This window comes from Pseudomonas sp. EU05-FHT14B02 (genome assembly GCF_058791055.1).
Genome location: NZ_JBYTDD010000038.1, coordinates 45,609 through 66,377, shown reverse-complemented (window position 1 = coordinate 66,377; position 20,769 = coordinate 45,609). Strand labels below are relative to the sequence as shown.

Here is a 20,769-nt window from a genome sequence, read left to right as displayed (position 1 = left end):
TGTGACGCCTGATGAAAAAGTAGAAAATGACTGATTAAAAAAAATACCAAGATATCAGTGAGATGCAGCATTCTCCGCTGTCAAGGTTTCCCTTGCCCCCCCTCGTTAACGGTTAAAAAAGGAGAATCCTGATGAGGCTTTTGCCTGTTTAAAAAGCCTAAAAAGAAGACTAAATACTGTGCTATTTTTCAAGAGTACTCGTGACTTCCTTTTAGACCAATGGGATCGTCAATGTCAAAAGTCATAGACCCTCGGCCTGTCCTTGCTGGTCCCGAAAGTATGTCTCTCGATCTCGGGCTGTACTACGCTCGCTACCCCTGCATCGAAGCCTTCCTCAGTAGTCTCTCCGCTAATCTTGATGTAGAAACGGACTTAAAATGCGCTATCCGCTTTCTTGCATATCATAGTCACCCGCTTGGAACCTTTAATAATTACCGAACATTCGTTGAACGTTTGCTCCTATGGAGCTGGATTGTCGCCGAAAAAACTGTACTGACACTAGATAAAGAGACGTTTACGAATTTTATTACTTTTTGCAAGATGCCACCTTCAAATTGGGTTGGATTTTCTACAACCGCTAGATTCGCTCAAGTCGATGGTAATTCGGTTTTCAATGAATCATGGCGGCCTTTCAATATTCGAGCATCTAAAGATGTAGGGGCGCGCAGCCCTAAAGTGGAAACCTTGCGTTTCATTCGTAGCGTTTGTAGTTCATTTTATGGTTTTCTCTGCGAGGAAGATGTGATAGCGATAAATCCAGCTATATCATCACGAACTTTCTATGGAAGAGGAATGCGCGCTACTTACCCTGTGGAACGATATTTAACTTCCGAGCAATTAGGTCAGGTTCTGCAAGCGCTAGAATTTCATGCGCTGGGTGATCCTGCTGGTGAGCGTGCTCTTTTTATAATAGCAGCAACGACTCTTATGTGTTTGCATGCTGCAGACCTTGCAAATGCTGATAACTACTGCCCATGCATGAATTGCTTTGTTCTAGACGATGCCAGATGGTGGTTGATACTAGAGGCGCCAGGTCGGCTGCTAAGGAAAGTTGAAGTCACTCCAGAGTTCCTGCCCTACTTGAGACGCTATCGAAAAAGCCGAGGACTACCCCCGTTCCCAGAGCAGAACGAAGAAATCCCTATCTTGGAGGCTAGTCACGGGCGCCCCGGTCTTTCCGTGCGACAAATACGAAGCATTGTTAAAGAAGCGCTTATGAAAGCTCATGCAAGCATTACTTCTACAGACAAAGGCGGTGAGCACTGGAATATCCTGCTTGGTGGCAGTATGCGTTTTTTGAAAGAAAGCGGCGCAAAGATTCGTGCGCAAAGCTTCCGCCCTGCCGAGTTGCAGAAATATCTAGGCATTTTCAGCTTGGCTTATACCTATGGAAGGTATTATGGTTGATAGAGCGTTCCCCGCTAGCTTAAATTCCTGGCCTATAAGCTTCTCTGGCGGGACGCCCGGCAGACTCATTTCTCCCATTTAAAAATCCGACTCCAATCGTAACTGCATGTTATTAAACGTATTATTTGTAAGGATCATGGGGTTACAGATTTTAAGAAGGACAGCGAGGATTGATCGGAGAAATCTAAGCAATATCCGATAATCACCAGACCCGGATATTGCTCTATACTACGCTGAAAGACCGATATAGACGCATTCGCCCAGGTTGAACCACTTCATGTCGCAGCATCCCCAGCCGCTTTTCGAGACCTTTGATCGCTTCCACGAACTCAACTTTCTTCACCTCAATGGCGAGCTTCCAGCGGTTCGGGACTTCCTCCATGGTTGTGCCGATGAGCTCCAGGCCGTCGAGGGCTATCGCGCCGTTCGGGGATTTCTGAAGTCCTACGCCGGCAACGAAGCCACGTTCAACTCCTATCGAACCCACGTCGAGCGGCTGCTGCTCTGGTCCCTACTGGTGGCTGTCAAGCCCCTTGTTGAACTGCGTCGCCGGGACGCCGAGGCCTTCATGGAGTTCTGCCTCAACCCGCCCGCCGACTGGATAGGTCCGGTCGTAAAGTCCCGCTTCCTGCGCGTGGGTGGTCGCAAGAAGCTCGACACGGACACCTACATCGTCAATTTGCAATGGCGACCTTTCAGTCACACTGTGGCCAAGCGCGAACGCAAGATTGCCGAAGAGGCCGTTGCCGCCCTTCCCTCCCGTCCCTACCGCTTGTCCCAGGGATCGGTGGCTCAGGTATTCGCAGTCTGCGGCAGCTTCTTCCAACACGCGATTGATGAGGGTCTCACCGAGGTGAACCCCTTCCGGGCGGTAAAACAGAAATCCATCTACAAGCAACGCAACACCTTGGATGTGGCGTCACGTTCCCTGACTCCGCTGCAGTGGAGCTACGTGATCGAGACTGCCGAGCAGATGGCCGCGACCGACCCGACACACGAACGCACTCTGTTCATCGTTGCGACTCTGTTCTCCATGTACCTGCGAGTCTCCGATCTGGTCGGGCGTGACAACTGGACGCCTACCATGGGCGACATCCGCCGCGATAGCATGGGCAACTGGTGGTTTCATGTGGTGGGCAAAGGCAACAAGGCCGCCAAGATCAGCATCCGCGACGAATACATCCAGAACTACCTGATACGCTATCGCCAGCATTTACAGCTCTCCCCCCAGCCATCTGCCCACGAGAAAACACCGTTGATCAGTTCCCTGAAGGGGCGTGGTGGGCTATCTGATCGACATATTCGCCTGCTGCTCCAAGGGCTATTTGATCGCGCTATGGGGCGTATGGCTGAGGAAGGCTGGAGCGATGACGAAATAGACCAGTTGCGTTCAGCTTCACTGCATTGGTTACGCCACACCTCCGCAACCTTTGATGCACCATATCGAGAGATGAAGGACCTCCAGGCTGACCTTCGTCACAATAGTCTCAGCACTACCCAAAATACGTACTACAACTCGCTGGACGAACAACGGGCACACTCGGTGAAAAGCCTTCCAATCAGACGTTAGACGCCCATTAAACACACACTTGTTTAGCCATCGCGCATAGCTTGAGAACGAGAAAATTTTCCTTGGCTCAGGTGATGGGTGAGTTATGCAACCAGCGCATGCTCGACCTCGACTCGCGGACATGCCATCTGCTTGCTGGCGCGTTTCTGCGCCAGCAAGAAATCAGGAGGTCGCGCTTCCGTCGTCATTGAAAAAGTCATCACGGGAGATGCGTCCGAAATCGCTGAGGTCTTGGTCTTACTGGTCTTCAGCGACCGTCTCGAAGATCGTCGATCATTGCAGCCTTCGTGCTGTACTTGGCTCCGAGATGTACCAGCCTCTCGATGTTCGCGGCAGTGAAGAACTGGTGGCCGGCAGCGATGACTCTCTGTGCTTTGATAATCCCGTGCAGGACTTCACCCACCCATTTCGCAGGCTGCGATCTTCAGGCGTTGGGGTTCGACAAGGCCCGGTCTCATCGTACGGGGCGTCCTGATTATGATCCGGCTAATCTGCTCAAGATCTGTCAGTACGGCTACGTGCAGCGCAACCGTCACGTTCATTGAAAAGTATGGATGTGATGACCGGCGCCTCAGCACCTGCTAACCATCGAGTTGGCAGCCGCTTCGAGTCTCAAGGCTTTCTCATGATCCAACGCCTAGCCTAGGATCCGACTACGCACAGCGGATCGGCATCTATAGCAGCCGAGACCATGGTGGTTCCATATGCCGGTTGCGAGCGGTCAACCAGAGCACCACACCCGACATGGGTGCGGTGCTCAGTTCCTGATAGCAGTGGATCAGCCGGCAGTCGATTCCAGAGGTTTCTCCATCAGCGTGCAGACCTGACCCGGCCGGTGCCAGAGAAAACCCATAATGGCGGCGGCGCCCACCAGCCCCGGCAGCGCGAACGCCAGAAAGCTCGCCTGCAACGGCAGTTGCGCGGCGTGCAAAGCTCCGCCCAGCAACGGGCCGATGATGGCGCCAATACGGCCAATTCCCATCGCCCAGCCCAGACCAGTGGAGCGGATATGCGCGGGGTAAAATTGCACGGCGCAGGCATTGGCGAGGATCTGCGTACCGATAGTGCAGGCCCCGGCCACGCCGATCAGCAGGTAGAGCACCGGCAGCGGTGACTTCAGCGCCAATAGACTCAGCGACAGCGCACCGGTGGCGAAGAACGCCAGGAGTACCCGACCCAGGCCTATGCGATCTCCCAGCCAGCCGCCGCCGATTGCCCCGAAGATGGCGCCGAAGTTCAGCACCAGCAGGAACGCCAGGCTGGAGTTGAGGCCGTAGCCGGCAGCGTTCATAAGCTTCGGCAGCCAGGAACTCAGGGCGTAGACCATCAGCAGGCAGCAGAAGAAGGCCACCCAGAGCATCAGCGTTTTCAGTGCGCGACCATCCTGGAACAACTGGGAGATGGCCACCTTGCCCGCCTGCCCCTTTGCCAGATTGAGCCGGTCGTGCATTTTGGGCACGTAGTCGGGCTCTGCCCTGGCCAGCAGCTCTTTGGCGCGTTCGACCTCCCCCTGGCGCAGCAGGAAGTTCAACGACTCCGGCAGCTGGCGCACCAGCAACGGCAGCACCAGCAGCGGTACAACCGCCACGAAGAACACCGATTGCCAGCCCCAGCTGGGCATCAACGCCATGCCCAGACCCGCAGAGAGCATGCCCCCCACCGAGTAACCGCTGAACATGATCGCCACCAGGGTGCTGCGGATTTTCTTCGGCGCGTACTCGTTCATCAGCGCCACCACATTGGGCATCACCCCACCGATACCAAGCCCGGCGAAAAAGCGGCAAATGGCAAACTCCTCGGGAGTGCGCGCGAATCCGTTGATCACGGTAAAACCGCTGAACAGGACCACACAGGTCATGATGGTCTTGCGGCGCCCGATCCGGTCCGACAGTGGGCCGAAGAACAGTGCACCGAGCATCATGCCCACCAATGCGCAGCTGCCTAGCAGACCGGCCTGCAGCGCAGAGAGGTTCCAGGCTTGCATCAGCGACGGCAGCACCACGCCGTAGATAACCAGATCATAGCCATCGAAGATAATGATCAGCGCGCACCAGAACAGCACGCGCCCGTGAAAGGTATTGAAGCGGGCCCCGTCAAGCAGGGCGGAAACGTCGATATCACGCATGGCATAGCTCTTCTTGTCATTGTTATAGAGCCGGAACCGGCATCGAGGCCGATTCCGGTAGAACGACGCGCAACTAGGCGCAGTGGCTCAGGGCTGTCCAACCTAGTCGAGCGCGGGCATCTCGCACGTCAGCGTCGAGGTCGTGGTTCCACAACCAGTCGAAGCGGCTAGCCAAGGTAGCTCCCAGCGCCTGTTTGTCATCACCCACTGCCGGGTCACGCAGTTCGTAAAGTTCACCGGCTTCCCAGGAGGTACGCTGCACGCGGCAGGCACGCGGGCGGCGCAAGGCGTCGTAGGCAGCCAGCAACTCATCGAGGTTGCCGCGACTCACCTGAACATCTCCCAGCAGGCGGGCGAGGAAGTAGGCGTCCTCGAGCCCCTGCCCTGCCCCGGCGCCCTGGTGCGGCAGCATCGCGTGGGCGGCATCGCCGATCAGCGCCACACGGCCGTGGACATAACCAGGTAGCTCGGCGAGGTCGTGCAGAGCCCAGTAGGTTGGCGAGGGAATGCACTCCAGCAGGATTCGCGCAGCATCGCCCCAGCCGACGAAGGCGTCGAGCATCTCACGCTGGCTGGCCTGACGAACCCAGGGCGAATTCTCGGGCCAGGTGGGCGCGGGCTGACTGCGGTCAGATACGAAGGCCACCACGTTGATGATGCGCCCCCGCTTAACCGGAAAGGTAAGGATGTGGCCATCCAGGCCCAGGTACATCTGCGGCACGTCCACCAAGTGCTCGTCAACGCCAGCGGCACGGTAGGCCTCGCGCAGGTGCAGGCTATCGATCATGCCACGGTAGGCGCAGGTACCACTGAAGCGCGGCACGGCGGGCGGGGCCCCGATACCCTCGAGGACATGGCCACGAATAGCCGATTTGATGCCATCGGCGGCGATCAGCAAGTCACCGCGATATTCACTACCGTCGGTAAAGCGCACACAGGCCTCATCGCCGTGCTGCTCCACGCCCACGGCGCGCTTATTGAATCGGGCAATGCCCTCCGGCAGTCGGCTGGCGAGCACGTCGAGGAAATCCGCCCGGTGCACCGAAGACTGCCCCACGCCAGGAGCCACGCTCGCGCCAATGTAACCGGCGTCGACGCTGCGGCGCCATTCGAACCACACGTCCTGCCAGGGCTCGGGGGTGCGATCGGCAACCTGGGCGTAAGGCTCTGCAATGCCGAGACCGGCAATGGCTCGCACCGCGTTAGCACCGAAGGAAACGCCCGCTCCCACCTCACCGAAGGCCGGTGCGGATTCGAAGAGCTGGACGTCGAGATGGGAATGGCGGCACAGATCCAGTGCCAGGGCGACGCCGGAAATACCGCCGCCGATGATGCCGATACGCAGGGCAGGCTTGGTGATCATGTTTGTACCCATGATGTTGTTGTTGGAGTGAAGTCATCATGGGCGCACGAGAAATATTGATAAATACCGCAGCCTGCATACAAACTATTTCAAACCTGAATATTCCTACCAACCTATGAGGCAGACCATGGACCTGCGCGACCTGGATCTGAACCTGCTAGTGGTGTTCAACCAGTTGCTGATCGACCGCCGCGTCTCCACCGCCGCGGAAAGCCTGGGTCTGACCCAGCCCACCGTGAGCAACGCCCTCAGGCGCCTGCGTACAGCCCTGCAGGACGACCTGTTCGTGCGTACCTATCAGGGTATGGAGCCTACCCCCTACGCCCAGCAACTTGCTGAGCCAGTGTCGCTGGCCATCCATACCCTGCGCGAGGCGCTGAGTCGCCAAGACAGTTTCGACCCGCTAACCAGCGAACGCACCTTCACCATCGCGATGACCGATATCGGTGAAATCTACTTCACCCCGCGCCTGATGGATGCCCTCTCCCGCCTGGCACCAGGCTGCCGCATCAGTACCGTGCGCAACACCTCCGTATCCCTGATCGAGGCGCTGCAGAGCGGCACCGTCGACCTCGCCGTAGGCCTGCTGCCACACCTGCAGGCAGGCTTCTTCACTCGCCGTCTGTTCCATCATCGTTACGTATGCATGTGTCGCAAGGACCACCCCGTCACCAGCGAGCCGCTCACGCTGGAGCGCTTCTGCGCTCACGGTCATGTGCGGGTCATCGCCGCCACCACCGGCCACGGCGAAGTGGACGCACACATGGCGCGTCTGGGGATAGAGCGGGACATCCGTCTCGAAGTGCCGCACTTCGTCGCTGTGGGCCATATTCTCCAGCGCACCGATCTGCTGGCCACGGTACCCGAGCGCTTTGCCGAGTGCTGCGTCCAGCCCTTCGGTTTGGTGGCCCTGCCCCACCCCGTGCAGCTACCGGAAATCGATATCAACCTGTTCTGGCACGCCAAGTATCACCGAGACTCCGCCAACCGCTGGCTCAGGCAACTGATGTTCGAGCTATTTGCGGACTGACGGCGCCCGAAGTGCCTGACAGCCCATTGCCTGCCATGAGGGATCGGGCTGACTGCCGAGTCCTGCGACGGACTCAATACACGCAGCTCTCGCCCTGGCGCAGATACACCAGGGTATGGATCTCGCCGTGTGAATCCTCATAGACCATGGTCGCCTCGCCCACCTCACAGCCCTGAGGCATCTCGATCGAAATGACCCTGGCGACATCCATGGCCTGGCCATAATGGTATGGCTGCGCATCGTCGGCGACTGCCCACTGAGCGACAAGTGTCACGCCGATCATCCAGTATCTTGCTTTCATGCTGCACCTCGTAATGACTCGATGAGCATCAGCTTAAGGAGTGGTTCCGGCAAGAAACAGCGAACTCCAGGCAAGGTAGTTTTGCCTTTAGCGTAATAATCGAAGAGCGCTAAGCGACAGGGCATCAACCCTGGCCACACCGGTTTGCTCCCAGGGTCACGCCCAATAGGTGGGGTTTTCCACCAGGGTTCGATTACCGCGGAATACCAGGGGTAATTGCTCCTTGAGGAACTCCACCCAGGTTCTCACCTTGGCATCGAGAAAGCGCCGCGACGGGTACAGCGCATAGATACCCCGCTCGTGCAGGCGATGTTCGGCCAGCAGGCGTACCAGTCGGCCCTGTGCGAAGGCCTTGGCCGCTATCAGGTCCGGCAGTACGCAAATACCCATACCCTCTCCTGCCGCCTGGGCCATCGCCTCGGCGACGTTGACCTGAAATGTTTCTCCCAGACGGATCGCCCGCTCGACGCCGTTGTCGGTAAAGGTCCAGCTGTCGCCAAAAACCGGGTCGAGCAGGCGCAGGCAGCGATGCTGGCTCAGCTCGTCGAGAGTCATCGGAATACCGTGCTGCCCCAGGTAGCTCGGCGCCGCACAGACCACGCTGTAGGTAGTGCCGAGCAGTTGAGCGACCAGTTCGGAGTCGGGCAACTCCCGGGCCAGAGTAATGACCACATCCTGCCCCTCCTCGAGCAGGTCAGGGTGGCGCTGGGAGAGCGTCAGCTCAAGGTTCACTTCCGGGTAGAGCTCGCTATAGCGGGCGGCCAAGGGTGCAAGTAGATGGGTGCCCAAACCGGTGATCGCGTGCACCCGCAGGCGCCCCCTGGGCATCAGGTAGGCACCACCGGCCTCGGCGCCAGCGTCTTCCAGCTCGCTGAGAATATGCCGACAGCGCTCCAGGTAACGGCTGCCTACCTCGGTCAGCCCCAGCCGGCGGGTGGTACGTTGCAGTAGGCGTGCCTGCAGATGACTTTCGAGTTCGGACACCTGCCGCGACACCTGCGCGGTGGACAAGCCCAGCGTCTGTGCAGCAGCCGTGAAGGTGCCCGCGTCCACCACGCGAGTAAACACCCGCATTGCCTGAAAAACATCCATCTGACTGTTACCTATTTAGTAAGTGTTCTTTGCATAAGACGGCTATTTTTGCATGAAAGCATGGGAAATATACTGCCGCCTTCGCGGGCCGGCCCGGACTTTCCAGCGTGCGCCCGTCCCCCGACGCTTTGCTTAACCGAGGTATTCATGACTCCCGATCAACGATTTGCCCGCTGGGTTCAAATCGCTATCTCGGCCCTAGCCTGTTGCTTCATCTACTTCCTAACCGCCGACCTGAGCATGCCGTTGACACCACAGGCGCAGTTGACCCGACCGGTACTGAAGGTCGCGCCGCGGGTCGCAGGCCAGGTCAGTGAGCTGGCGGTGAGCAATAACCAGTACGTACAACCTGGCCAGTTACTGTTTCGCCTCGATCCGCAGCCATTCGAGCTGGAGGTGCAGCGGGCCGAGTTGGCGCTCGAACAGGCACACCAGGACAACACTGAACTCGATGCCCTGCTGGCCGCCGCCCGTGCCGAGGTCAGCGCGGCCCAAGCCAAGTCGAACGAGTCGGGCGCTCAGGCCCTACGCCTGTCGCGCCTGCTCGAACGCCAGCATGTCTCGCGCCAGGCCTACGATGCGGCCGAAGCGCAGCATCTGATGGCCCAGGCCCAACTGCGTACGGCGCAGGCCAGAGTCCGTGAACTGCAGGCCCGTCGCGGCGGCGCCGACGGTGCCAATCTACGGCTACGCCAAGCCCGCAATGCACTGCTCCGGGCGCACCTGCAGCGGGACTACAGCGAGGTTCGCGCCGAACGTGGCGGCGTGCTCAGCAACCTGCAGCTCACCCCCGGCACCTTCGTCGCGGCAGGAACGCCGGTGGCCGCTCTGGTCGAGGACCGCCTGGACATCATCGCCGACTTCCGCGAGAAGTCCCTGCGCTACATCGGCGTCGACACCCCAGCCGTGGTCGTATTCGACGCCCGTCCAGGCGAGCTGTTCAGCGCCCGGGTCAGTCATTTCGACGCCGGAGTCCGGGAAGGCCAGATCGATGCCAACGGCGAGCTGGCAACGCCCGCGCAATCCGAGCGCTGGGTTCGCGACGCGCAACGACAACGCGTGCACCTGGCACTCGATGAAGAGCTGCCGTTCCTGCTGCCCACCGGGGCTAAGGCCACGGTTCAGCTGAAGCCCTTCGACAACCCGCTGGTGAACCTCGCCGCTACGCTGCAGATCCGCCTGATCAGTTGGTTGCACTATGTCTACTGAACCCTCCGCGGCGGCACACACACTTGCCGAAAGGGCCACAGCGCCCCGTTTGTCACTGGGCAAGAACGACCTGCGCCAGTGTCTGCGCATCGCCACTGGCGGCAGTCTGGCCTTTGTCCTGTGCAAGCTGTTCGACCTGCAGTACGGTGCCTTCTTCTGCGTCTATCCGATGCTACTGCTCGGCCTGGTGCCGCGCCTGACTGCCCACCTGATGCGCCAGTTCTTCACCCAGGGACTGGTCGTCAGCCTGGAGGTCGCGTTGCTCTACGGTCTGTTCGGCGGCCGACCGCTGCTGATGATTCCGCTGGTGTTCTTGCTGTTTCTCTACCGTTTCGCGCTGATGGCCAGCGGCCCGAACTTCCTGTTCGGCGCCCTCGGCGCAGTATTTCTGTCGATCCAGCTGAACTTCGCCAGCTACCCGCACACCGACGTCATCGCCATGCTTGGGAGCAATGGCCTGGCCATCGTGCTGGCCGCAGCGATCGCCGTGCTGATGTTCTACCTGTTTCCCGACTGCGAGCCGCGCCCCGCACGCACGCCGCCGCCCAAAGACCGCGCCAGTCGGCGCCACGAGGCACTGCTCGGGGCAACGGTGGCGACGCTGTCGTTCAGCGTATTCCAGTGCCTGGATCTGCAGGACTCGCTGTCGGCTCAGGTCGCCAGCATCCTGCTGTTGTTTCCCATGCACTGGAACGGCTCACGCTTCGCCGGCCGTACCCGTGCGCATGGCACCCTGCTCGGCTGCGTGATTGCCCTGCTGATCATGCTGCTGCTCTATGATCACCACGACCTACTGCCGCTGGTCGCCCTGCTGCTATGGATCGCCGCCATGGTCTGCGCGCGCTGGCACATGCTGGAAAAGGGGGTGCCCGGCGTCGGCTTCGGCGCTTTGACCACCCTGGCCATCCTGTTCGGCCAGTCGCTTACGCCCAGCCACGACATCATATTTGCGACCCTCTACCGGCTGAGTTCGGTGTGTGTCTCGGTGCTGTTGACCCTGTTCGTCGTGTTCATGGTGCACCGCTTGCTCAACCGCTTTGTCACTACTCGCCACAGCAGCCATTGAAGCCAACAGCTGCGGCCACGGCGATTGTCAGATCAGCGCGCGTTTTTCCTGCTCGTACACAAAGCCGGCGACCGCGCACCGCTACAATTTGTTATCACGCGTGCAACACTTTCGCGGCAAGACGCGCTTGGCCGTGGATCCGAGCGTTTTACGATCATCTGGGAGAAATGATGCGAACGCGCGTGAACCGGCGAATCCACTTGCTCCGCCGGCCCCGAAACATCAGAAGGGATAAGGCTGATCAGATGGCTCAACAGTGACCCACTTGATTTCTGTGAACTCGTCAATCACAGCGCTTCCATCGAAACGGCCGTATCCACTCTGCTTCATACCACCATAGGGGGCCTGCGCTTCGTTTTGTACGGTGGCGCCGTTGATGTGGACACAACCTGCATCCAACCGACTTGCCAGCTCAAGCGCTTTGGAGACATTGGCGCTGAAAATTGCAGATGAGAGGCCATAAGCCGTGTCATTGGCCACTTCCAACGCCTCCTCTGCCCCGTCGACACGAACGATCGTGGTAATAGGACCAAAGGTTTCCTCGTCGTAGATTTCCATGTCCTTGGTCACGCGGTCGACTAGCGTGGGCTGCATCAAGGCACTGTCGGCGATACCGCCCGCGGCGATGACAGCCCCTTTGCCGAGCGCATCTTCGATCAGATGGTTGATCCGCTTTACCGAGCCCTGGGCGATGACCGGTCCGACTACGCAGGTCGGAGATGCGGTGGGGTCGCCAAGCTCCAGTTTGCCGATTCGCTCGGAAAACTTACTCACGAATTCGTCGGCAACACGCTGATCGACCACGAAACGCTCGGTCGACATGCAGATTTGCCCTTGATACAGGAACGAGCCGAATACTGCGGCATTCACTGCGCCGTCGATATCGGCATCCTCCAGCACTACGAAAGGAGCCTTGCCACCCAACTCCAACAAACAGCGCTTGAGATGGGACGCACAGGTTTCGGCGATCATGCGGCCGACCTTGGTGGAGCCCGTGAAGTTGACCCGGCGCACGGTATCGTGGGCCACCAACGCTTCGGTGACAGCCGATGCGTCTTCGGGCGCGGTAATCAGGAAATTGAGCACACCCGCCGGCAGGCCTGCCTCAATGAAGGCATCGGCCACAAGGGCATGAGTGCGAGGACTGTTTTCCGAGCCTTTGAAGATCACGGTATTGCCGCACGCCAGCGGATACGCGATAGCGCGAGCCCCCAGGATCACCGGCCCATTCCACGGCACAATGCTCAGCACGGTGCCCACCGGCTGGCGAAGCGTCAACGAGAAAGCGCCAAGCTTATCGGTTGGAATCGTCTCACCCTTGATTTGAGTAGTGAGCGCTGCAGCCTCGCGCAGCAGATTCGCCGATGCACCTACGTTGAACTGCGCCCAGAGCTGCGATGCGCCAATTTCCTCAGCCATGATCCGGCAGAATTCCGACATCTTGGCCTCGAGGACATCCGCTGCTGCGAGCAGGAGACGACGCCGCTCGGTCGGTCCGGTCTTGGACCATTTGCGGAATGCTCGCTCGGATGAGGCCGCGAGCCGTTTTGCGTCTTCCAGGGTGCAGGCAGCCGCAGTGCTGACCAGTTTGGCGGACACAGGGTCAAGCCGTTGGATCGTCTTGCCTCCGGTAGCGTCCAGCTTGATATTGTCGATTACCAGTTGTGCACTCATTTCTAGACCTTTTAGACAGTAGGAAAATTGTGTGACGCGACCGCATTCAGTCGGCAGCTCCGGGCATACGCAGAATGGGACTGCGCTGCGCAGCTGCGTCAGTGATTGCGCGACTACGCGTAGCCGGATCTGCTACCCGGCTATTGAAGATGGGCGTTGTGCCCACCCTGCGAGCCAACTCCAGGCGAGAAGGCATCACGTCCACGGCAATGGCGGAGTCATGCGGCCAGGGCCGCTTTCCAGCCTAAACGGCTGTAGGCCAAGTTCAGGTCTTGCTGCAGATCGTGATTCCACAGCCAGTCGAATCGGCTGACGAAGACTGCGTCACAACGATGGGGTCGCAAGGTGCCCACTTCAGCGATAGCCCGCTAACCCAGCAGCTCGACCATGTCCTGGGTCAAGGTGCGCTGCTCATTCAGGCGCCGAACGATGCGCTCGACCGTCTCCAGCCGCACCGCGGCGCCGGCACGCATCTCTGCCATGGCGCCCAGGGCCGCGGCGGACTTCTCCAGGCCGGTGCTGGTGGACTGGCCGATGTGTTCGACTCCCGTCCGCGCCTCCTGCGCCGACTTCTGCAGGCTGCCGGCGATCTGCTGGATCTCGCCGCTGGACTCGTTGGCGCGCTGGGCCAGGTGACGCACTTCGTCGGCGACTACGGCGAAGCCGCGGCCATGCTCACCGGCGCGGGCCGCCTCGATGGCCGCGTTGAGCGCCAGCAGGTTGGTCTGCTTGGCGATGTCCTGGATGCTGCCGACGATGGCGCCGATGCGCATCGACTGTTGCGACAGTTCGTCGAATACCTGATCGATGGTGCCCATGTAGCCGGCCAGCTCGCGGATCGCCGCCTCGCAGGCCTGGATGCTGGCGGCGCTGAACTGCACCTTTTCTCCGCCCGCGCGCGCCAGTTCAGTGGCGAAGAGCATGTCCTGCTCGGTGCGCAGGATGCTCTCGAGCAACTTCGCCAGGGGTGCGCGTAGCGGCAGGCCAGGGTCGGAAGGCGGCTCGGGAGCAGGCGCCGCCAGCAGCACCGGCGGTTCAGGCTCAGGCGCCGGTGGCGGCGCTGGCGCTGGCGCTGGTGGCGGCAACTCGACCAGGATCGGCGGCAACCTGTGGTAGAGCAGGCCGGCCAGGGCGACGCCGGCCAGCGCCAGGGCCGCCAGTGGGCCGTGCAGGCCGCTGTCCAACAGCAGCAGGCCGGCTGCGGCCAGCGCCGCCGTCGCTTGCAGCAACGCCGCCAGCGGCTTCTGCCAGTTTCGGGCAGGGGCGTCGGTCTTCTCGTTCATCGTCAGTCTCCCCGGCGTCACAGGCCAATATGTTCCTGGAGGATCTGCGGCTGGCACTTCAGCTCGACGCTGGGCCCGTCGAACACCACCCGTCCCTTGACCATGATCATGCTGCGGTCGGTCAGGTCGAGCAGCACGTTGACGTTCTTGTCCACCACCAGAGTGGCGATACCGCTGGCCTTGATCAGGCGGATCACGTCCCAGATCTCCTTGCGGATCAAGGGCGCCAGGCCCTCGGTGGCCTCGTCGAGGATCATCAGTTCGGGGTTGGTCAGCAACGCGCGGCCGATGGCGACCATCTGCTGCTCGCCGCCGGAAAGGTTGCCGCTCAGGTGGGAGAAGCGCTCGGCCAGGCGCGGGAAGGTCGCCAGCACCCGCTCCAGGTTCCAGTCGCGGCGCCCGTCCAGGCCCGGGCGGGCGGCCATGATCAGGCTCTCGCGCACGCTCAGGTTGGGGAACATGCCGCGGCCCTCTGGCACATAGCCGATACCGCGGCGGATGATCTGGTGGGTGGCGCGGCCGCTGCAGCGCTCGCCGCGGATCAGCACCTCGCCGCGGCGCGCCGGCGTCAGGCCGAGCAACGAGCGAATGGTGGTGCTCTTGCCCATGCCGTTGCGGCCCATCAGCGCCAGGGTCTCGCCCGGCTGGATCTGCAGGTCGACGCCATGCAGCACATGACTGTTGCCGTAATAGGTGTGCAGGCCGGTGGCCTGCACCAGGGCTTGTGCGCTCATCAGAATTGCTCCTCGCCGTCGCCCAGATAGGCCTGCTGTACCGCCGGATCGTTGCGCACCTGGTCCAGCGGGCCACTGGCCAGCAGCTCGCCGTTGACCATCACGGTGAGACGGTGGGCGATGCTGAACACCGCATCCATGTCGTGCTCGACCAGGACCATGGCGTACTGCTGCGACAGTCTGGCGAGCAGTTCGACCACCCGCGCCGATTCGTCCTTGCCCATGCCGGCCATGGGTTCGTCGAGCAGCAGGAAGCTCGGCTCGGTGGCCAGTACCATGCCGATCTCCAGTTGGCGTTGCTCGCCATAACTCAGGGCATCGGCCAGGGTGTCGCGGTGGGCGGCCAGGCCGCAAAGCTCCAGCGCCCGTTCGGCGCGCTCGCGTACCTCGACATAGGCCTCGCAGCGGCGGAAGAAACGAAAGGAGTTCTTCAGCCGCGACTGCGCCGCCAGCCAGCAGTTTTCCAGGCAGGTGAAGCTGGGAAAGATGTTGGTGCGCTGGAAGCTGCGGCCGATGCCCAGGTGCGACACCCGGTTGGGCGCCAAGCCGGTGATGTCGCGGCCGTGAAAGAGGATCTGCCCGGCGCTGGGCTGAAGATGGCCGGACAGCAGATTGACCATGGTGCTCTTGCCGGCGCCGTTGGGGCCGATGATCGCGTGTACCTCGCAGGGCGCCACGCTCAGGGAAATGTCGTTGACCGCACGCAGGCCGCCGAAGGCCTTGCTCAGTCCGCGGGTTTCTAGAACATGGGCGGTCATACGCCGGCCTCCTTCTTCATCGCGTCGGGGGTGGATACCGTACTTGCGTCGCAGGCCGTGGCTGTGCGCCGGTCGCAGAGCTGCAGCAGCAACCCGGCGAGACCGCGCGGCAGCAACAGAACCATGGCGATGACCACCAGCCCCATGGGCAGCTCCCAGTGCGGGGTCAGGCCGGCGAACAGATGGTGCAGGCCCTCGAAGGCGAAGGCGCCGAAGATGGCGCCGAACAGGCTGCCCATGCCACCGAGGATGACCATCACCAGGGCGTGGGCCGAGAGCTGCCAGCCGACCTGGTCGGGGCTGACGAAACCGTATTGGGTGGCCGAGAGCATGCCGGCGTAGCCGGCGATGGTGCCGGCAATGACGAAGGCCGCCAGCTTGTAGAACAGCGGGTTGTAGCCCATGGAACGGACCCGTTCCTCGTTGTGCTTGATGCCCAGCAGCACCCGGCCGAACGGCGCGCGCAGGAAGGTGCGCAGCAGCAGATAGACCAGCACCAGGGAGCCGAGCACCAGGTAGAACAGGCTGCGCGGGTTCTCCAGGTCGAGCAGATGCACCCCGGCGATGGCCACCTCGGGCTTGAGGAACAGGTAGATGCCGTCCGAGCCGCCGGCGAAGGCCGAGTCGTGGAACAGGTAATAGAGCATCTGCGAGAAGGCGATGGTCGCCATGATGAAGAAGATGCCCGAGGTGCGGATGATCAGCAGGCCCATCAGCAGCGCAGCTGCGGCGCTGACGCCCAGGCACAGCAGCAGCGCCAGCCAGAAGTTCACCGCCTCGAACTCCGGGGCGAACAACACCAGGCTGTAGCCGGCGATGCCGAAGAAGGCCGCCTGGGCCAGGCTGACCATGCCGGTCACGCCCACCAACAGGTCGAGGCTGAGAGCGACCAGGGCGAGAATCATGATGTGGGTCAGTTGCTGCAGGTGGAAGGATACTGTCGATCCCAAGCCATAAGCAATTGCTGTTGCTGTTGCTGTTGCTGTTGCTGACAGGACATGGACATGCCATAGCGATCCTACGTGTAGAAGGTCGGGCAAGCGACCAAGCCTTTCACTTCATCACGCGGCACTGCTGCTCGCCCTACGAAATCAATGCGGGTACTACACGTTCCGTAATAAGGGACTGTGGCACCATGCCATAAAGGAAGTTGCTTCGCCTCACCGACTGACGGATAGCGGTTGGTCAGGTCAACTTTCATGGCACGGAAGACGGGGTCACCAGCTACGCAGTTCTTACGACCTTATGTGCCTCTGCTTGAAGATTTCTGCCAGTGGCTATTACGACTGGAGGGATCGTGATCCAAGCCCCGAATGCTCGCCTGATTGCGACCGAGCGAATTCAATGATGGTAAGTACGCCAACGGCCTGCTTTGCCAACTGCCCTACCCGACCGATGACACGCGTTTGATCATTGCAGCGGCACAGGAGGGAATCAAAAGGCTGTAACGAGAGGGTTTCAGCTATGCCAAAGCCCAAGTGTTGCTGCTAGACCTGTGTAAGCGTGATGAGTACACACAGGATCTATTCGCACAGGAACAGCCAGCTCGAACAGAAAAGCTAATGAGCACATTGGATGCAATCAACGGTCGCTGGGGCGCCTTAAATCATCGCACCAAACCATCTTAGAGAGAGTTCACCGTCGCCCCTAACATGGCATAGGTGATGGATATCACCTTTATCCATACCAGCAGGACTGGCTGTGAAGGCAGCATTACTTCGCCTAATCTAGCGCGGCGGGATTAAAAAGGCGCAGAGCCTAGGTGTAGGACTCCGCGCAACGCTCAATCGTTAGAAATGTTAGGCACCTAGCTCGAACAGGGGGCGCTGTCGACGCGGATACAGGCCTCCAGACTCTGGTTGCGCGGCAACAGCCGTGAGAAGTAGACGGTGACGTAGAAATAGCCCGCGTCAATCTTTGTCTGCGCCACAACCGATGTAGCATGCCCGGGTTTTATAGACCGGGCCAAGATTAATGATGCTCGCCAAGTGGGGCCTGAGCGAGAATCACGTGCCTATTCGCCGGGCTCTTAGATACCACCCAGGCAGAGGTACTTGATCTCCAGGTAATCCTCAATGCCGTACTTGGATCCTTCGCGACCCAGGCCGGATGCCTTGATACCACCGAAAGGCGCAACTTCATTGGAGATCAGCCCAGTATTGACGCCGACCATACCGTATTCTAGGGCTTCGGCCACACGGAACACGCGCCCCATATCGCGGGCATAGAAGTACGAGGCCAGGCCGAACTCGGTGTCATTGGACATCGCGATCACGTCGGCCTCGTCCTTAAAACGGAACAGCGGCGCCAGCGGACCGAAGGTTTCTTCCTTGGCTACGGCGGCGTTATTCGGTACGTCAATGAGGATGCTCGGCTCGAAGAAAGTGCCACCGAGGGCGTGCGGCTTACCACCAGCGAGTAGCTTGGCACCCTTGCTAATGGCGTCGGCAATGTGCTCCTGGACCTTGGCCACCGCCTTGGCATCGATCAGAGGGCCGGTGGTGATACCTTCGTCCAAACCGTTACCAATCTGCAACTTAGCTACCGCGATTTTCAGCTTCTCGGCGAAGGCATCGTATACGCCGTCTTGGATATACAGGCGGTTGGCGCACACGCAGGTCTGGCCATTGTTGCGGTATTTGGAGATCAGTGCGCCTTCCACTGCCTTATCAAGGTCGGCATCATCGAATACGATGAACGGCGCGTTTCCGCCCAGTTCTAGCGACACCTTTTTAATGTCCTTGGCACATTCGGCCATTAGCTGGCGACCAATTTCGGTGGAGCCAGTAAAGCTCAACTTGCGCACGATCGGGTTGCTAGTCAGTTCGCTGCCGACTTCGCCAGCACTGCCAGTGATTACACTGAACACGCCTTTGGGGATCCCGGCACGCTCGGCCAGCACTGCCAACGCCAGCGCCGAATAAGGCGTTTGCGACGCTGGCTTGAGCACCATGGTACAACCGGCGGCCAGGGCCGGGCCGGCTTTACGGGTGATCATGGCTGCCGGGAAGTTCCAGGGTGTAATCGCTGCCGTTACGCCGATGGGCTGTTTGATCACGATCAGGCGTTTGTCCGGTTGGTGGCCGGGAATTACGTCGCCATACACGCGCTTGGCTTCTTCGGCGAACCACTCAAGGAAGGACGCCGCGAAAGCAATTTCGCCCTTGGCTTCGGCAAGTGGCTTACCTTGCTCCATGGTCATGAGACGACCCAGGTCGTCCTGGTTTTCAATCATCAGTTCAAACCAGCGGCGCAGTTTGTTGGCGCGGTCTTTAGCTGTCAGTGCACGCCAGGCTGGCAGGGCATGATCTGCTGCTTCGATGGCTCGACGGGTTTCCGCTGCCCCCATCTTCGGCACACTACCCATAACTTCGTTGGTGGCCGGATTGGTGACCTGAATGGTCTGGCCGCTGTCCGCGTCCAACCAGGTTCCGTCGATATAAGCCTGTTGGCGGAACAATTGGGTATCTTTGAGTTGCATGGCGTGCTCCTTCGCAGACTGCATTCAGTGCTGCTCAGCTATTTTCCAAGCTATGAATTTAAGCCGAGGAGAGCCACATAAAAGCAATTCTCTCCTCCCCCGGATTGATCTAACCAACCCACTGAGTGGTGTCGTCCAGCGCCCTGGCAAAGCGCTCTACAATCATTCCGACTTCCTGTTCGTTGACGATTAACGGCGGGCAGAAGGCCACGGCATCACCCATGGCGCGAGTAATCATGCCGTGTTCCTGGGCTCTGCCGGCCATGTAGCGTCCGAGGGTGCCTAGCGCCTGATACGGCGCCTTGCTCACGCGATCGCCAACTAGTTCTACCGCAGCGATCAGTCCACAACCGCGAATTTCGCCCACCAAGGGATGATCGATGAAATGCTGTAGGCCGCTGCGCAACAACTGGCCCATTTGCGCCGCATGCTCGACCAGGCTCTCCTCTTCAATAATCTTCAGGTTCTCCAAGGCCACGGCAGTAGCTACCGGATGACCGCTGCCGGTGAACCCATGCCCAAGCGCGCCAAGCGCTTGGCTCTGATCAGCGATGCCCTCAAATACTGGGGCATTGATCAGAATCGCCGCTATCGGCTGATAAGAAGATGACAGTTGCTTGGATAACACCATGATGTCCGGCTGGATACCAAAGGTCTGGCTGCCAAACATCTGCCCGGTACGCCCAAATCCACAGATTACCTCATCGGCGATAACCAGGATGTCGTACTTACGGCAAACTTTCTGGATCTTCTCCCAGTAGGTACGAGGCGGCACTATGACACCGCCAGCGCCCATCAATGGCTCGCCAATGAACGCTGCGATAGTCTCCGGGCCTTCGGCGAGAATCTTCTGCTCGAGCTCGACGGCAAGGCGGTCAGCGAAATGCTCTTCACTTTCACCGGCAAGGGCGAAACGATAATGGTGCGGGCAGCCGACATGCAGGAAGCCTGGAAGCGGCAGGTCGAAACCGCGCTGGTTGCCTGGAAGGCCAGTCAAGCTTGCGCTGGCGACGGTGATGCCGTGGTAGCCGTTGACCCGACTGATGAACTTCTTCTTGGCTGGTTTGCCTAGAGCGTTATTGAGGTACCAGACCATCTTCACTACAGTATCGTTAGCCTCGGAACCGGAGTTGGTGAAGAACACCTTACTCATAGGCACCGGCGCCATCTCGATCAGCTTTTCGGCTAACTCGATACTCGGGCGATGCGATTTGTGACTGAACAGGTGATAAAACGGCAGGGTGTTGAATTGCTGCTCAGCTGCCTTGATCAGACGTTGATTGCTAAAGCCAAGCGCGGCGCTCCACAACCCAGCCATCGCCTCGATATAACCCTTGCCCTGATCGTCATAAACATAGATACCCTCCCCGCGCTCGATGATCAGCGGGCCAAGCTCCTGATGAAGGCGAGCATTGGTGTAGGGGTGCAGTTGATACTGAATGTCTTTTTCTGGCAGCGAGGATACTGACTGGTTCATGGGGCGCTCTCAATATGACTAACAAGCATGGTTTCTGGGAGTAGCCTTATAAGTAGGCATCCGGCTTTTGATCACAATCACACACTTCAATTCGGTAACGAGTTCAGTAACGATGACTTGGCTCGGGGACGTTAAGTGCACTAGCCGATAGCCTATTAGACTGAGCCGGTGCGGGGCTTGTCGTCTTGCGCACAGTCTT

General features: G+C 59.7%; 15 protein-coding genes and 2 pseudogenes. 5 read left to right on the top strand and 12 right to left on the bottom strand.

Going from position 1 to position 20,769, the window contains the following annotated elements:
- Nucleotides 1-279: 279 nt before the first annotated feature.
- Together AC3WTM_RS27155 and AC3WTM_RS27150 are read left to right on the top strand one after the other, a co-directional pair.
- Nucleotides 280-1,407 carry a site-specific integrase gene (locus tag AC3WTM_RS27155; RefSeq protein ID WP_073663301.1) on the top strand — a complete coding sequence of 376 codons (1,128 nt, stop codon included), beginning with the start codon at nucleotides 280-282 and terminating at the stop codon, nucleotides 1,405-1,407.
- 277 nt (nucleotides 1,408-1,684) lie between these two features.
- Complete coding sequence (locus AC3WTM_RS27150; protein WP_028688854.1) at nucleotides 1,685-2,977, top strand: tyrosine-type recombinase/integrase; 1,293 nt, start codon at nucleotides 1,685-1,687, stop codon at nucleotides 2,975-2,977.
- A 778-nt stretch (nucleotides 2,978-3,755) separates the two neighbouring features.
- Here the strand turns inward: AC3WTM_RS27150 and AC3WTM_RS27145 are convergent.
- A complete protein-coding gene (locus AC3WTM_RS27145; protein WP_023629719.1) occupies nucleotides 3,756-5,102 on the bottom strand; it encodes an MFS transporter in 1,347 nt (448 codons plus the stop codon).
- A gap of 73 nt (nucleotides 5,103-5,175) precedes the next feature.
- The gene (gene salA / locus AC3WTM_RS27140) at nucleotides 5,176-6,465 is read right to left on the bottom strand and encodes a salicylate 1-monooxygenase (RefSeq protein ID WP_024075419.1); all 1,290 of its coding nucleotides are present in this window, start codon (nucleotides 6,463-6,465) and stop codon (nucleotides 5,176-5,178) included.
- Nucleotides 6,466-6,592: 127 nt separating this feature from the next.
- On the opposite strand from salA, the gene AC3WTM_RS27135 reads away from it, so the two are divergent.
- Nucleotides 6,593-7,495 (top strand): LysR family transcriptional regulator, encoded by a 903-nt coding sequence (locus AC3WTM_RS27135; protein WP_023629248.1) that lies wholly within the window; start codon nucleotides 6,593-6,595, stop codon nucleotides 7,493-7,495.
- 73 nt (nucleotides 7,496-7,568) lie between these two features.
- Here AC3WTM_RS27135 and AC3WTM_RS27130 read toward each other — a convergent pair whose 3' ends face one another.
- Both AC3WTM_RS27130 and AC3WTM_RS27125 read right to left on the bottom strand, forming a co-directional pair.
- Nucleotides 7,569-7,796 (bottom strand): DUF2790 domain-containing protein, encoded by a 228-nt coding sequence (locus AC3WTM_RS27130; RefSeq protein ID WP_023629249.1) that lies wholly within the window; start codon nucleotides 7,794-7,796, stop codon nucleotides 7,569-7,571.
- A 156-nt stretch (nucleotides 7,797-7,952) separates the two neighbouring features.
- Nucleotides 7,953-8,888 (bottom strand): LysR family transcriptional regulator, encoded by a 936-nt coding sequence (locus AC3WTM_RS27125; RefSeq protein ID WP_023629250.1) that lies wholly within the window; start codon nucleotides 8,886-8,888, stop codon nucleotides 7,953-7,955.
- 147 nt (nucleotides 8,889-9,035) lie between these two features.
- Between AC3WTM_RS27125 and AC3WTM_RS27120 the strand changes: the two genes are divergently transcribed.
- On the top strand, nucleotides 9,036-10,097 hold the full coding sequence (locus AC3WTM_RS27120; protein WP_023663266.1) for an HlyD family secretion protein: 1,062 nt from the start codon (nucleotides 9,036-9,038) through the stop codon (nucleotides 10,095-10,097).
- A complete protein-coding gene (locus AC3WTM_RS27115) occupies nucleotides 10,087-11,163 on the top strand; it encodes a DUF2955 domain-containing protein (RefSeq protein WP_078451698.1) in 1,077 nt (358 codons plus the stop codon). The genes AC3WTM_RS27120 and AC3WTM_RS27115 overlap by 11 nt, the downstream gene beginning before the upstream one ends.
- 222 nt (nucleotides 11,164-11,385) lie before the next feature.
- Here the strand turns inward: AC3WTM_RS27115 and AC3WTM_RS27110 are convergent, their stop codons facing one another.
- From AC3WTM_RS27110 to AC3WTM_RS27075, 8 genes and pseudogenes are all read right to left on the bottom strand, one after another.
- Entirely contained in the window at nucleotides 11,386-12,837 is a 1,452-nt protein-coding gene (locus AC3WTM_RS27110; protein ID WP_023630205.1) for an aldehyde dehydrogenase, read from the bottom strand.
- A gap of 368 nt (nucleotides 12,838-13,205) precedes the next feature.
- Nucleotides 13,206-13,598, bottom strand: a pseudogene (locus AC3WTM_RS27105) (methyl-accepting chemotaxis protein); the annotation flags it as partial.
- A 539-nt stretch (nucleotides 13,599-14,137) separates the two neighbouring features.
- A complete protein-coding gene (locus AC3WTM_RS27100) occupies nucleotides 14,138-14,854 on the bottom strand; it encodes an ABC transporter ATP-binding protein (RefSeq protein WP_024075421.1) in 717 nt (238 codons plus the stop codon).
- Complete coding sequence (locus tag AC3WTM_RS27095) at nucleotides 14,854-15,612, bottom strand: ABC transporter ATP-binding protein (protein WP_023048108.1); 759 nt, start codon at nucleotides 15,610-15,612, stop codon at nucleotides 14,854-14,856. Before AC3WTM_RS27095 ends, AC3WTM_RS27100 begins: the two co-directional genes overlap by 1 nt.
- A complete protein-coding gene (locus tag AC3WTM_RS27090) occupies nucleotides 15,609-16,562 on the bottom strand; it encodes a branched-chain amino acid ABC transporter permease (RefSeq protein WP_024075422.1) in 954 nt (317 codons plus the stop codon). The genes AC3WTM_RS27095 and AC3WTM_RS27090 overlap by 4 nt, the downstream gene beginning before the upstream one ends.
- A pseudogene (locus AC3WTM_RS27085) lies at nucleotides 16,544-16,855 on the bottom strand (endonuclease); the annotation flags it as partial. The pseudogene AC3WTM_RS27085 and the gene AC3WTM_RS27090, both read right to left, overlap by 19 nt.
- 786 nt (nucleotides 16,856-17,641) lie before the next feature.
- Nucleotides 17,642-19,093, bottom strand: coding sequence for an NADP-dependent succinate-semialdehyde dehydrogenase (gene gabD, locus AC3WTM_RS27080; RefSeq protein ID WP_024075423.1), 1,452 nt, complete (start codon nucleotides 19,091-19,093; stop codon nucleotides 17,642-17,644).
- Nucleotides 19,094-19,202: 109 nt separating this feature from the next.
- Nucleotides 19,203-20,570, bottom strand: a complete 1,368-nt coding sequence (locus AC3WTM_RS27075) for an aspartate aminotransferase family protein (protein WP_023048105.1) — start codon at nucleotides 20,568-20,570, stop codon at nucleotides 19,203-19,205.
- Between the last annotated feature and the right edge of the window lie 199 nt (nucleotides 20,571-20,769).